Annotated in this window: 14 protein-coding genes; 9 read left to right on the forward strand and 5 right to left on the reverse strand. The window is 56.2% G+C overall.

Going from position 1 to position 13,823, the window contains the following annotated elements:
* The first annotated feature begins 3 nt into the window (after window positions 1-3).
* Window positions 4-711, forward strand: a complete 708-nt coding sequence (locus tag KHA84_RS06530; protein WP_419465583.1) for an endonuclease V — start codon at window positions 4-6, stop codon at window positions 709-711.
* A gap of 103 nt (window positions 712-814) precedes the next feature.
* Window positions 815-1,729, forward strand: a complete 915-nt coding sequence (locus tag KHA84_RS06535; protein WP_213422721.1) for a nucleoside hydrolase — start codon at window positions 815-817, stop codon at window positions 1,727-1,729.
* A gap of 42 nt (window positions 1,730-1,771) precedes the next feature.
* Here the strand turns inward: KHA84_RS06535 and KHA84_RS06540 are convergent, their stop codons facing one another.
* Window positions 1,772-2,257, reverse strand: a complete 486-nt coding sequence (locus KHA84_RS06540) for an immunity protein YezG family protein (protein ID WP_213422722.1) — start codon at window positions 2,255-2,257, stop codon at window positions 1,772-1,774.
* 267 nt (window positions 2,258-2,524) lie between these two features.
* Here KHA84_RS06540 and KHA84_RS06545 point away from each other — a divergent pair, with 267 nt between their 5' ends.
* The gene (locus KHA84_RS06545; RefSeq protein WP_213422723.1) at window positions 2,525-3,715 is read left to right on the forward strand and encodes an NAD(P)-dependent malic enzyme; all 1,191 of its coding nucleotides are present in this window, start codon (window positions 2,525-2,527) and stop codon (window positions 3,713-3,715) included.
* A gap of 73 nt (window positions 3,716-3,788) precedes the next feature.
* Complete coding sequence (locus KHA84_RS06550; protein WP_213422724.1) at window positions 3,789-4,052, forward strand: YciI family protein; 264 nt, start codon at window positions 3,789-3,791, stop codon at window positions 4,050-4,052.
* 185 nt (window positions 4,053-4,237) lie between these two features.
* Here the strand turns inward: KHA84_RS06550 and KHA84_RS06555 are convergent, their stop codons facing one another.
* The 4 genes from KHA84_RS06555 to KHA84_RS06570 form a co-directional block, all read right to left on the reverse strand.
* Window positions 4,238-5,242 carry a FecCD family ABC transporter permease gene (locus KHA84_RS06555; protein WP_213422725.1) on the reverse strand — a complete coding sequence of 335 codons (1,005 nt, stop codon included), beginning with the start codon at window positions 5,240-5,242 and terminating at the stop codon, window positions 4,238-4,240.
* Window positions 5,235-6,233, reverse strand: coding sequence for a FecCD family ABC transporter permease (locus KHA84_RS06560; RefSeq protein ID WP_213422726.1), 999 nt, complete (start codon window positions 6,231-6,233; stop codon window positions 5,235-5,237). The genes KHA84_RS06555 and KHA84_RS06560 overlap by 8 nt, the downstream gene beginning before the upstream one ends.
* 64 nt (window positions 6,234-6,297) lie before the next feature.
* Window positions 6,298-7,227, reverse strand: coding sequence for an iron-hydroxamate ABC transporter substrate-binding protein (locus tag KHA84_RS06565; protein ID WP_213422727.1), 930 nt, complete (start codon window positions 7,225-7,227; stop codon window positions 6,298-6,300).
* 24 nt (window positions 7,228-7,251) lie between these two features.
* Complete coding sequence (locus tag KHA84_RS06570; RefSeq protein WP_213422728.1) at window positions 7,252-8,034, reverse strand: ABC transporter ATP-binding protein; 783 nt, start codon at window positions 8,032-8,034, stop codon at window positions 7,252-7,254.
* Between the two features lie 145 nt (window positions 8,035-8,179).
* On the opposite strand from KHA84_RS06570, the gene KHA84_RS06575 reads away from it, so the two are divergent.
* The 5 genes from KHA84_RS06575 (at window position 8,180) to KHA84_RS06595 (ending at window position 13,765) form a co-directional block, all read left to right on the forward strand.
* The gene (locus KHA84_RS06575) at window positions 8,180-9,244 is read left to right on the forward strand and encodes an NAD(P)/FAD-dependent oxidoreductase (protein ID WP_213422729.1); all 1,065 of its coding nucleotides are present in this window, start codon (window positions 8,180-8,182) and stop codon (window positions 9,242-9,244) included.
* Window positions 9,245-9,581: 337 nt separating this feature from the next.
* Entirely contained in the window at window positions 9,582-10,430 is an 849-nt protein-coding gene (locus KHA84_RS06580; protein ID WP_213422730.1) for a MurR/RpiR family transcriptional regulator, read from the forward strand.
* A 20-nt stretch (window positions 10,431-10,450) separates the two neighbouring features.
* Window positions 10,451-11,251: a GNAT family N-acetyltransferase gene (locus KHA84_RS15505; protein WP_213422731.1), complete on the forward strand. Its 801-nt coding sequence runs from the start codon at window positions 10,451-10,453 to the stop codon at window positions 11,249-11,251.
* Between the two features lie 23 nt (window positions 11,252-11,274).
* Window positions 11,275-12,405, forward strand: coding sequence for an o-succinylbenzoate synthase (gene menC, locus KHA84_RS06590; RefSeq protein WP_213422732.1), 1,131 nt, complete (start codon window positions 11,275-11,277; stop codon window positions 12,403-12,405).
* A gap of 286 nt (window positions 12,406-12,691) precedes the next feature.
* Complete coding sequence (locus KHA84_RS06595) at window positions 12,692-13,765, forward strand: YkvI family membrane protein (RefSeq protein ID WP_213422733.1); 1,074 nt, start codon at window positions 12,692-12,694, stop codon at window positions 13,763-13,765.
* The last annotated feature ends 58 nt before the right edge of the window (window positions 13,766-13,823 follow it).

Consider the following 13,823-nt stretch of genomic DNA (forward strand, 5'->3'; position numbering starts at 1 on the left):
ATTGTGCAGGTGAATGACATCCATCTCCTCCGGCCGGATCTGGGGGCGTTCATCCATATCCAGGAGCGGCTGGCCAAGCAGATTGATGTAAGCCGGCCGCTCCGGCACGAAGATCTCCGGACGGTGGCCGGGGTGGATCTGGCTTATGCCGGCGAGGGCGAATCCGAGACCGGCTTCTGCCATATTGCCGTCTTTGATGCGGCCACGATGCAGGTGGTGGAGCGCGCCGAGGCAGTCGGGAAAATTGAGATGCCGTACCTTCCCGGGTTCCTGACGTTCCGGGAATTGCCGCTGATCGTGGAGGCAGCCGGAAAGCTGAAGACGGTGCCGGATCTGTTCCTGTTTGACGGAAACGGCATCCTCCATCCCCGCAGGATGGGGATTGCCGCGCACGCATCGTTTTTTCTCGACAAACCGGCTGTCGGTGTCGCAAAAACCTATTTCAAAATAGCGGAAACGGAGTACGAGGAACCGGAACAGGAAAAGGGCAGCTGCACGGACATCATAGTGGACGGGGAGACCCTGGGTCGGGCTGTCCGGACGTCAGCCGGTGTGAAGCCTGTGTTCGTGTCGCCAGGCAACGGAATCGATTTGGATTCATCCACGGAACTCGTCCTGTCGCTTACAGGCTCCGAAAGCCGACTCCCCATACCGGTACGGGAAGCGGATATCTCTACGCGCAGGATGCGCCGAAACTGGGAAGAAAAATAACATTTTGACCCGTGATTCCGTATTTGGAGTCTCGGGTTAATCCGCCTAGACTGCCTGCGGATTGCTATAACGAAACGGGAAATGGAGAAGGGCGGAATATTATATGAAGAAACTATTATTGGACGTCGATACAGGAATCGATGACGCGATTGCGCTTTTGCTCGCGGCCAAGGAATCCGAACTGGTCGGGGTGACAACCGTAAATGGCAACACGTCGCTGGATAACGCGACGGCCAACACACTGAAGGTCCTCAGCCTGATCGGTCGGGAGGACATCCCGGTCGTCCGCGGTGCGGACCGTCCGCTTCTGCGCGAGCCCCATTTCGAGGCGAGGGTTCATGGCGATGACGGAATCGGCGGCGCGCTTGGGGATCGGGAGCCCGGACTGCCATCCGAAGGGTTTGCCCCGGACTTCATCATCGAGCAGGCTAAAAAACACCAAGGTGGGCTGACGCTCGTCCTCCTTGCCCCGCTGACGAACATGGCGCTCGCGGTACGTAAGGAACCACGGCTCAAAGACTGGCTGAAGGAAGTCATCATCATGGGCGGTGCCCTAGACACGCCGGGGAACATCACGCCCAAGGCGGAGTTCAATGTCTTCGTCGACCCTGAGGCGGCAAAGATCGTCTTCCAGGCCGGCCTTCCGATCACGCTTGTCGGACTGGACGTCACGGAAAAGACGCTTCTTGATGAGCCCCATGTCCGGGAAATGGCGGGGAATGCAGAAGGGGAATTTATCCGTGAAGCGACCGTCCGGTACATGAACCGCTACGAGGAGATGACCGGAAGCCGTGCGTGTTCCATGCATGACCCGCTGGCGGTCGGGGTGGCGCTCGACCGGTCGTTTGTCCGGACGGAGCGGCTTTATGTCGATGTGGAGGCGAACAGTTCCCTCTGCGACGGCCAGACCGTTTGTGATTTCAATAAAGTGACAGGCCGTGAGCCGAATATGGACGTCTGCCTCGGGGTCGAGGGAGAGCGCTTTATCCGCTATCTGATCCAAAGTATGACCCGTTAACCTAAAAGCCCGTGATGCCAATCAGGCATCGCGGGCTTTTGATCATTTGAAGAAGAACTCGAGTACCCTTCTCATTGTGCTTTTTTCCGGACGTCCTCCGCGGGCCTTCCATTCGGGCACCACATATTTATTCGTGAACTTCAGCTCGTAATCTTCCGCACGGTCATACCGCAATCGAGCATACCCATAATTGAGATCCAGGCAACCGGCGTCATCGATCATGAGTGTCATCGTCTTGAACGGTTCCCGTCCCAGTGCCTCGAACTCTCCGGCAAGCTTAAGGATCAGGCGTTTAATCTCGATCGTCTGTTCATGGTAATAATCCGTGGGTTCCAGGTCGAGGATGTAGTGCATCTCCGCATCCGGCAGGCATTCCGGGCTGTTTTTCCTAAAGAAATAATAAAAGTAATCGGCCCGCTCACCGCGGTTTTCACCATAGAACATGATCTTGTCCCAATCAACTGGTACCGATTCGATGATCTTCTCAATCAGCTGCTGAGTGATTGTTTCGAGGTTGTTTGTATCCATTTTGCTCCGCCTCCAAGTCTGGTTTCCATGCTATCAGAATGAAAGGAAAGCGTCATTTTGTTCAGTGAATCGTTTTTTCAGGATTGCACAGTTTAAAGGGAATTAGAGGTCATGTTTGTTTTATACAAAAACATGCGGTTTATCCAGGAATATGTGCCTCCTGTCCGGAAATATTCTGATCCGGTTGATTTTCTGATATATCGCCGATACAATGAGATGTATTATTTTAAAATTTGCTCTGATAATGAGCTAAAGGAGTGGAGACCGGTGAAAAAGTATGAAGAGGCGCTGAATCTGCATCGGGAACTGGAAGGAAAATTGGAAGTGACGCTGAAGTCCCCGATCGAATCCAAGCGTGACCTGAGCCTGGTGTATTCGCCTGGCGTCGCCGGTCCCTGCCTGGAAATCGAGCAGGACCCGGAAAGCATCTATGACTATACAATCAAGGGCCATACAGTCGGCGTCATCAGCAACGGCACGGCAGTACTTGGCCTTGGAAATATCGGTGCCGCAGCCTCGATTCCCGTGATGGAAGGCAAGGCGGCACTGTTCAAGCGGTTCGGAGGCGTGGATGCGTTTCCGGTCGTGCTGGACACGGAAGATCCGGATGAGTTCGTGAACGCGGTCAAGCTGATGTCCGGCGTATTCGGCGGAATCAACCTCGAAGACATTGCGGCTCCCGCATGTTTCGAAATCGAGGATCGGCTGAAAGAGGAATTGGATATCCCGGTATTCCACGACGACCAGCACGGGACGGCAATTGTTGTCGCTGCCGGTCTTCTGAATGCGTCTCGGCTCACAGGGCGCGAACTCCGCGACATGAAGGTCGTCATGAACGGCGCGGGTGCGGCAGGTGTGGCGATTGCAAAGCTGCTGCTCGGATTCGGCGTGGAACAGATTGTCATGTGCGATACGGCAGGCGCGATCTACGAAGGCCGGGCGGAGCGGATGAATGCGATGAAGGAATCGATCGCACAGATGACAAACCCTGAGAAGAAAAGCGGCAGCCTGGCTGAAGTCATCGTCGGCGCGGATGTATTTATCGGAGTATCCGCGGCAGGCGCGCTTACTCAGGACATGGTCCGCACGATGGCGGAGGAGCCGATCATCTTCGCGATGGCAAATCCGGTTCCGGAGATCATGCCGGATGAGGCAAAAGCTGCCGGTGCCCGCATCGTCGGGACGGGCCGCTCGGACTTCCCGAACCAAGTCAATAACATTCTCGCATTCCCTGGTATCTTCCGGGGCGCGCTCAGTGTGCGTGCGAGCGAAGTGAACGAGGAAATGAAACGTGCCGCTGCCCACGCGATCGCGGACCTGATCGGCCGCACGGCACTCACCGATGACCGGATCATCCCGGATCCGTTTGACGTGCGGGTTGCGGACGCGGTGGCGAAATCAGTCGCGGAAGCCGCGGTCCGGACGGGCGTCGCCCGGAAAGCACCGGTCAAAGCCTGACCATCCCCTCATTCCCACAGTGTCCGTAAAGCGATATAATGGAACGGACAACGAGTGGAATGGGGGAAACAGGATGTCTTATTATGTGGTTTATCTGCCGATGAAAAACGAGGAACTGAGCCAAACACTGCGTCCGGACCATCTGGCGTTTCTGGATGAGCAGATTGAGAAGGGCAATGTGAAAGCAAAGGGCCGGTTTGCCGACGGCTCCGGCGGCATGGTAATTTATCAGGCCGAGTCACTGGAAGCTGCGGAGGAAGTCGCCAAGCAGGACCCGTACGTCGAAAAAGGCGCACGCGGGATGGAAATCAAAGAATGGATCGCGACTTTCGCGTGAATGAGAAAACCAGCAGCCGGCGGACGGCTGCTGGTTTTTTTTTGAGCTTGTATAGGGGGCGGCCACTTGAGTATGTGAACGTCTCAATAGAGTATAGCAACGTTTCACCTCAGTATGTCAACGGTTCACATCAGTATAGCAACGTCTCGCCTCAGTATGTCAACGTCTCAATGTAATCTGCGGATTCATCCGCTCTTCCTCATCAGATAAAGGAAGTACGGTGCGCCGATGAGGGCGGCAATGATACCGGCCGGGACGGTGAAGGCCGGGATAGAGTGGCCGATCGTGTCCGCTGCGAGGAGGAGACCCGCGCCGATCAGTAACGCCGCCGGCAGGTAATGCTGGTGGCGCGGCCCGGCGATGGCCTTGGCGATATGCGGGGCCATCAGCCCGATAAAGGCTATATAGCCGGTGACGGAGATGGCGGCTGCGGCAAGGGCGACGGAGATCGCGATTAAACTCATCCGGCTCCGGGTCAGCTTCAGGCCGAGACCGATCGCCGAAGGTTCGCCGAGCGCCAGGATATTGAGCGTGTTCGACCGGTACAGGACAAAAGGGACGAGCACAATGATCCACGGCAGGAGGGCAAGCACAAACGGCCAATCGGCGCCCCATACGCTTCCGGCGAGCCACTGTGCGACAAATGCGGCCTCCTGGCGCTCAGCGCCGGAGATGAGGAGCATCATGCCGCCGGACAGGGCGGAAGCAAATCCGATTCCGACCAGAAGAAGGCGCATCGGGCGCAGCCCCCGCCCTTTCTCAACCGAGAACAAGTAGATGAGGGCGGCCGTCACGATGGCTCCGGCAAAGCCGACTGCCGGAAGCAGATAGGCGTAATACGGGATGTCTCCACCGGCAAACAGATAAAACACGGTGATGGCGAATCCCGCTCCGGAATGGATCCCGATAATGCCCGGGTCCGCCAGGTCATTCCGCGTGACGGTCTGCAGGATCGACCCGGATACCGCAAGCGCTACCCCCGCAAGCACGAGCACCGCAATCCTCGGCAAACGGACTTCCAGCAGGATGAAGGACTCCTTGAACGTGCCGTTGCCGGTCAGGACGGGGAGAAGACGGTCGATCGTCACACCGGCAGCGCCTGCCGAGAGGGCGGCGATGAGGACAGCGACGAACAGTACGGCGAGCAAAAGTGTCCGGCGGAGCGGCCGGCGTTTTTTCAGATTACGCATCCCGGAGCCCTCCTTTCCGGACGATCACGAGGAAAAAGGGGAGGCCGATCAGTGCGGTGATGGCGACGACCGGCGTCTCGAATGGCGCATTCAAGGTACGGCCCGCCAGATCGGCAAGCACCATGAACACAGAGCCGAGCAGGGCGCTCATCGGGATGATCCGTGTATAATCCGAACCGCTGAAGGTCCGCACGATATGCGGGATGATCAGGCCGACAAACGCCAGATTGCCGACAAGGGCGACGGCAGCGCCTGCGAGAAGGGCAGTGATGCCCATCATGATGGCTTTCATCAGGAATACCCGCTGGCCCAGCCCGGCTGCGACGTCTTCCTGGAGGCTGAGGATGGTCAGCTGTCTGCTGACGGCAATGGCGCCGATCAGCCCGATCGCGATAAACGGGACGACGATGAGCGCTTTCGGGGTTGTGCCCATGAGGCCGCCCGCCGTCCAGAGCGATACATCCTTGGAAATCTGGAAGACGATTCCCGTTCCGTCCGCGACAGCCTGAAGAAAAGCCGAGACAGCGGCGCCCGCGACGACCAGACGCATCGCAGACATGCCGCCCCGGCTGGACGCGCCGATCCCGAAGACCAAGATCATGCCGGCAGCGGCACCGACAAAGCAGGCGGCAAGGATTCCGAGGTAGGGAATGCCGGGAATCAGTGCCAGCGACAGGGCTAGCGCGGCGTTCGCACCGGAAGTGAGCCCGAGGAGGCCGGGGTCCGCCAGCGGGTTGCGGGTCACTCCCTGCATGATCGCGCCCGCGACACCGAGCGCCGCTCCGGTGAAGATGGCCGCCACTACACGCGGAATTCGCAGTTCGCGGAGAATAGCCGCATGCTCGCCGGCCGATGAGAACACCGCCTGCCACACATCACGGATGCCGGTATCCGCGGCCCCAAGCGTCAGCGCCGCGACAAAGGATGCGGCCACAAGAAGGCCGCCGAACGCAAGCTGTATTGGAAATGGAAGAAATCGTTTAGTGGTCATATCGTTTGATCACTTTCCTCAATCAACGGAAAAGCGGCCCGTAAAATTGGCCGCTTTTCTTCTGTTATTTGTTTCCGAGAAATTCCTGTTCAAAGAAATCCAGCTGGTCATCCAGCGTCAGGGCATCATTGAAATAAGCTTTTTTGGCATCGGCAATGATCAGATTTCCGTTTTTCACAGCCGGGATTTCTTTGAACCACTCGGCGTCCGTGAACGAGGTGTCCTGATCTTCCGTCAGGCTCAAGATCAGATAATCGCCGGTATAGTCCCCGAGCACTTCCTGGGAGATCGCGAAGTAACCGGGCTCAAGCGCAACGTCTTCAACCTTCTTCGGCATCTTCAGGCCCATAGCCTGGTAGAGGATTTCGGTGCCGCGTCCCCAGTTGTCGCCGAACAGGTACAGTTGCTTCTCAAAGTTTTCCGCGACTGTGACGGTAGCGTCTTCGCCGATCTTCTCTTTGATGCGCGTGCCAAGGTCTTCTGCACGCTTTTTGAAATCTTCAGCCCATTCAGTGGCTTCCTTTTCTTTGTTGACGACTTTGGCGACCTCGATGTGCTGCTGGAGGTAGTCGTTTTTGCCGTAGGTAAAGAGGACGGTCGGTGCGATCTTCTCCAGTTTATCGGCGTTCTGGATATTGTTCAGGCCGATGATCAGGTCGGGCTCCAGTTCGATGATTTTCTCAATGTCTTCATTGGAAACGACTTCTGCGTCTTTCAGGGCTTCATCAAAGTTCGGGTTGCCTGCCGACCAGGAGTCGACGCCGACGATCGGCACGCCGAGCTTGATCAGGTCGCCTGCATAGGAAGACAGGACAACGACGCGCTGAGGGTCGGCCGGCACTTCAACGGGCCCGGTTTCCGATTCGTAGACGATGGTGTCGGAGTCTGTTTTTTCTTCCGCGCCGTCCTTTTTGCCATCGGTAGCGCCTGACGCACATGCAGCAAGCGCAATGGTCATGAAAAGGGTGAGGATCAAAAGCAGTTTCTTGTTCATGGAGATTCTCCTTCGGATAGTCATTTATTTGATCAGATCGTACGTCATGCAGAAGGGGGTCCCGGTTCTCGGGTCTTTTCCGATGACCGCATCGATGCGGAACACTTTTTTCAGCACGTCAGGGACGAGGACTTCTTCAGGCGGCCCGCTCTTGACGAGCCTTCCCGCGGAAAGGGCAATCAGATGGTCGGAAAAGCGCGCGGCCAGGTTGAGGTCATGCAGCACCATGACGATTGTCCGGCCCTCTTCCCGGTTCAGTTTCTGAAGAAGCTCGAGCACCTCAAGCTGGTGGGCCATGTCCAGGTAGGTGGTCGGCTCATCCAGGAAGATGATTCCGGTGTCCTGGGCGAGGGCCATCGCAATCCAGGCCCGCTGCCGCTGCCCGCCGGACAGGGCATCTACCGGCCGGTCACGGAATTCATCCATGCGGGTCGCCTCCAGTGCCCAGTCGACCATGCGCCGGTCTTCCGCGCTCAGCCGCCCGAATCCTTTCTGGTAGGGGAACCGGCCATAGGCGACGAGTTCTCCGACCAGGAGGCCGTTCGCGCTGTCCTGTGTCTGGGGAAGGATCGCCATTTTCCTCGCGAGCGCTTTCGTGTCCATCGACCGGATATTGGCGCCGTCAAGCAGGACAGCACCGTCCTGGTGGGGGATGATGCGCGTGATCGCCTTCAGGAGCGTTGATTTGCCGCATCCGTTCGACCCGATGATGGTCGTGATTTTCCCTTCGGGGAATGAAATGTCCATCCCGTGTACGATCGGTGTGTCCCCGTAGCCGACCCGGATCTGTTCGGCGAGCAGTTGCATATCGGATTACTCCTTTCTTTTTGGAATGAAACGTGTTATTCTCAATGAAAATGATTATCGGTGAGAATGATTTTCAATTTCAGATGATAAAGCCAAAGTGTATTGGTGTCAACTGTTTTCTGGAGCAGGAGAGGGAGGAATCGGCATGACAGAACCAATCCGGGATGTGACGATTATCGGCGGTGGGCCGGCAGGGCTGTATTCGGCATTTTACAGCGGCCTTCGCGGCATGGACGTGAGACTGATCGAGGCAAGGGAAGAACTCGGCGGCAAGATTTGTCTGTTCCGGGAAAAGATGATCTGGGATGCGGGCGGCCAGCCTCCGCTCCAGGGAGAGACGTTCCGGAGGCAACTGATTGAACAGGGGAAAACGTTCGGCCCGGAAGTCCTCACAAATACGAAAATCACGTCGATACGGAAAAACGGCCGGGGACTGTTCGAGACGGAGGATCACTTTGGACGGGTCCACCTGTCCAAAGCCATCATCATGGCGAACGGCGGCGGAATCGTGACGCCCCAGAAGCTTCGGCTTCAGGGCGCTGCCGTGGCGGAGATGGACAATCTTCATTACACCATGCCTTCACTCGCGACCTTCACGGGCAGAACCGTGCTGATCTCGGGCGGAGGCGATGCGGCGGTTGACTGGGCGGACGAGCTGTCCGGCATCGCGGCGAAAGTGATCCTCGTCCACCGCAGGGACAATTTCTGCGCGCATGAGGCACAGGTGGAAAAGGTGAGGCGGAGTGGCACGGATATCTTGCTGAATGTGGCGATTCACCGGTTGCTTGCCGATGGCGCGAAAACCCGGATCGAGATGGTGGAACTGAAGGACACGGATACGGGCGCCCTCACCCGCGTAGAAGTGGATGATGTCGTCGTCAGCCATGGCTATGAACGGGATGCGACACTTGAGTTTGGGGCCGGCTCCGAACCGATTCGGAAAGACGGGCATTTCTTTGAGGGAGCGGCGGATGCTGCCACCTCTGTCCCGGGCATTTTTGCGGCAGGTGACTGTCTCTCCTACGCAGGCAAGGTGAACCTTCTGGTCGGTGCATTCCAGGATGCCGTCAATGCTGTCAACCGTGCCAAAACATATGTTGACCCGGAAGCTCATGACCGCGGCATGGTCTCTTCTCACAACGAGCGCTTTAAAGAGCGGAACCGCTCCCTGATCAGGCAACTGGCGGATGAAGTGAAAGCCGGGGAGTGATGGCTGCTGTTAAGTGAGTGTTCCCTTTCTGCCTGGGGAATTACAGGGAAATCACACTATTACCTTACCGTTACGGCAACCGGACAGGACCTGCAGCACAATGCAGGGCCTGTCCGTTTTTATATAACGCTCTCCCGCCAAAAGGAAAGATAATATTCAGAAATATATTGCGGTTGCTACCTAATCATGATAGTGTAAAAAACAGATTGAAGGATTTCCTTCATTAATGGAAGAAAGTTGCAGGATTTGCTTCAAAGTTGTCCGGGGAACTTGTTTCCGTTGAGTTTCGGGCTTCTTGATGTTGCGAGGTTTACATAGAGTCGAAGGGGGTGAAGGAATGATGTTGAAAGGTTTGGTCCATAGGGAGATTCTGAAGCTGCCGAGGGGACAGCGGAAAGTTGCGGAGTATGTAATGGAGCGGCCTCATGAAGTGGCAGTCTGTTCGGGCTCCGAGCTTGGGGAGCGGACCGGGACTAGCGAGTCGACGGTGATCCGATTCAGCTACAACATGGGATTCACCGGTTATCCGGCACTGCAGAAGGCGATCAGGGAAGAACTGTATACGCCGGAAAGCAGCTTTTCGGATTACCAGAATGACAAGCTGACGATTGGCGAGGAAGGCCTGATTTTCGAGAAAGTCATGGAGCGGGACCAGCGGGCCATCGCCGAGACGGCGCGCAACATCGACCCGGAACAGTTTGACCGGGCTGTCCGTGAGATTCTCACTGCCGGGAACCTATCCGTGCTCGGCCTGCGGGCATCATACCCTGCAGCCTCATGGCTGGCGCTTATGCTCAGGTTCGTCCGCGATGACGTCCATGTCATGCATCCTCAGGCGGAAGACCCGGCCCTTTCAATGGTCCGGACGGACAGCCGTTCCGTCGTAATCGTTTTCAGCTTCCACCGCTATCTGAAAGAGACGCTTGAGATCTCGAGCCTTGCAAAAAAGCGGGGCGCCTTCATCATCGGCGTCAGTGACTCGCCGACGGCCCCGGTTTCAGAGTACTGCGACGTGCTGTTTTCAATCGAGTCCGGAAGTTCGACAATCGACAAGGCGGCGCCGCTCTTTTCGTTCCTGAACGCGCTTGTGGCAGCCGCATGCGTGAAAAATCCTGCGGCTGTGCAAAAAAGGCAAGTCGAAGCGCGGGAAATCGACAATGGATTTTATTATGTGGAAGGCATCTGAAACACGCGGGAGGGATGGAGATGGAGCAGCCGGTAATCCGGTCATTTGAGAAGGAAGAAGTTCCTCAGGCTTCAGAACTGGAGCGGGCGGTCTGGGGAAGTGCTACGCCGCCCCAGCAGTTTATGACCGCGATGAAAAACGGGGGCCTTCTGATCGGTGCCTTTATCGGGGGTCAGGCGGTGGGCTTTCAGTACAGCTTTGCCGGTTTTGACGGAAAGCGGCCTTATCTGTGTTCGCACATGCTGGCCCTCCTGCCTGAATACCGGCATTCGGGGCTCGGTGCGGCGATCAAGAGGCACCAGGCGGAACTCGCGAGAGAGATCGGCTATGACTGGATCCAGTGGACATTCGATCCTCTGGAAAGCCGCAATGCCTATCTCAACATCCGCAAGCTCGGCGGAGTGGTCAGCACGTACTGGGAAAACTGCTACGGCGAGATGAAGGATCCGCTGAACGCAGGGCTTCCGACGGACCGCTTCCGGCTGGACTGGTGGATCGACAGCACGCGCGTGACGGATGGCATCCGCCAGCCGGAATTAACCGCGGCGCACCCGTACACGGTGTCGTTCAGCGGATCCGGGCAGCCTGTGCTTGATGAGGCGGGAAGCGTCCCGGATGCGGATGCCTTCGTGGTCCCTGTCCCGGCCGATTTCCAAGCGATGCGCAAAGAAGACATGGCACTGGCCATCGACTGGCGGAAAAAGACGAGAGGGATTTTCACAGAAGCATTCCGCACGGGCTATATGCTGGCCGATGTCCGGAGAAAAGACAGCCTCCTGAATGAATATATCCTTTACCGTAAAGAACATGTGCCGCTATAACGACAAAAAGGGAGATGGGAAAATTGATCATCAAAGAAATTCGCATGCGCCGTATGGAAATGCGCATGAAGCATCCATTTACAACGAGTTTTGGTACGATGCAGGATAAGCCGTTCCTGCTGATCGAAGCGATTGATGAGGAAGGGAATTCCGGCTGGGGGGAGTCGGTCGCGTTTTCCTATCCGTGGTATGCGGAAGAGACGGTTGAAACGAACGCACATGTCATCCGCGATATCCTCGTTCCGCTGCTGCTCGGCAAAGAAATCAACCACCCGGACGAGGTCAATGAAATTTTCTCCCCGATCCGCCGGAACAACATGGCGAAATCCGCTGTTGAGGGCGCCATATGGGACCTGTATGCAAAACGGAACAAGCTGACTCTTGCGGAGGCGCTTGGCGGAGACAAGGAAAAAATCGATGTGGGCATCTCGATCGGCATCCAGGACAGCAAAGAGCAGATGGTCGAGACGGTCCGCGGCTTTATCGAACAGGGGTACAAGCGGATCAAGATGAAAATCAAGCCGGGTGCGGACATTGAAATCATCCGTGCTGTCCGCGAATCCTTCCCGGATGTGCCGCTCATGGCGGATGCGAACTCCGCGTACACCCTTAAGGACCTCGAGCTTTTGAAGATGCTTGATGACTTTGATCTCATGATGGTTGAACAGCCGCTGGCCCACGATGACATTATCGATCATGCCAAGCTGCAGGAAGAGCTCGAGACGCCGGTTTGCCTGGACGAAAGCATCCATTCGCTGGAGGATGCGCGTAAAGCCGTCGAACTTGGAAGCTGCCGGATCATCAACGTGAAGATCGGCCGTGTCGGCGGGCTGACTGAGGCGAAGAAAATCCATGATTATTGTGTCAAAAAAGGAATTGACCTCTGGTGCGGAGGAATGCTGGAGGCGGGGATCGGGCGCGCCCACAACGTTGCACTGACGACGTTACCTGGCTTCACGCTGCCGGGAGATACGGCGGGGTCTGACCGGTATTGGGAAGAAGATATCATCACGCCTGCAGTTGAAGCGGTGGATGGAGAAATCACTGTTCCTAGCGGTTATGGAATCGGATATGAACCGGATCTTGAAAAGATGGACAAGTACACGGTCGGGGAAGAGGTCTTCCGGCCGGAAATGAAAGAGGCCGCCCGTTGAGGGAGAGCGGAGAGGTCAGAGGGGAAACAAACGGTGCTTGCGGGCACCGGTCTCCTTTTCCTCAACGAGACTGAATATTTAATCTATTTTAATTCTATGGGTTATTCGGCCTAATCTATTTCTTTTCTTCAGTACTACTTGAATCTTGAGAGTTTTCCGAGTATCGTGTTTACATATTGGAAAACGCTTTCTTGGTCATGAAATGATGTTCATCTCAGTAAAAACACCGGGGAATGGCCTGTTTTGACGGACAGGCAACCTTCCCTAAACGGAGGGGGAATGCAAGTTGAAAGAGAGTATCCGGCTGGGCGCAGCATTTGCAGGGGTAGTGGTTGGGGCAGGCTTTGCCTCTGGCCAGGAAATTCTTCAATTCTTCACAAGTTTCGGGTTGTGGGGGATTGCCGGCGGAATCGCCGCCATGTTCGTATTTGCTTTTATCGGAATGAATCTGGCCAGTATCGGGAGTTCACTCAAGTCGAAGTCTCATAAGGAAATTATCTATAAAATCTGCGGCAAACCGATCGGCATGTTCGTCGATGCTGTCATCACGTTTTTTCTCTTCGGAGTGGCAGTCATCATGTATGCCGGCGCAGGCTCGCTTTTTGAAGAACAGTTCGGGATCCCGGCGGTTGTCGGCAGCCTGTTCATGGTAGTGGCGACCATGGTGACGGTTCTGCTGAATGTCCAGAAGATCATCACGGTGATCGGGGCGGTCACGCCATTTTTGGTGGCCATGATCATTATCCTGGCGGGTTATTCGGTCATGACGGCCGATATCTCCGGTGCGGAAATTGCACGGTTGGCGCAGGAACAGGACGCGGCGGCTCCTCACTGGCTTCTGGCAGCTTTCCTGTATGTCTCGTTTAACATTGCTTGCAGCGCATCCATGCTTGCCGTTATGGGCGGTACGGTAAAGGACCGCAAAACCGCGGCAATCGGCGGCGCAATCGGCGGGGGGCTCCTTGGTATCCTGATCCTGCTCGTGAACCTTGCCATGATGATCAAGTTGGATGCAGTCGGCGGAGCGGCCATGCCGACACTGGCACTTGCTGCAGAAATCTCGCCGATTCTCGCCAACATCATGGCAATCGTGCTGCTCTGCATGATCTACAATACGGCTGTCGGCATGCTTTATTCCTTTACCGCGCGCGTATCGGAAGCAGGCACGACGCGTTTCAAGGCGTATGTGTTTCTGTTCGGCATCGGCGGCTTTGCACTCAGCTTTGTCGGATTTGTCAGCCTGGTCGGTACGCTTTATCCAATCACCGGCTACCTCGGGTTTGCGCTGATCGGTGCAGTCGTGATCTACTGGGCCCGGAAAGTCGCGGTTGGCGCGAGAGTCAGAAGTGAAACTGCTTAATTGTCAAAAAGGGATGCTCCGTTTTTCTCGGTGCATCCCTTCTTGTCTGAAATAAAAT

This window comes from Bhargavaea massiliensis (genome assembly GCF_018390575.1).
Taxonomy (GTDB): Bacteria; Bacillota; Bacilli; order Bacillales_A; family Planococcaceae; genus Bhargavaea; species Bhargavaea massiliensis.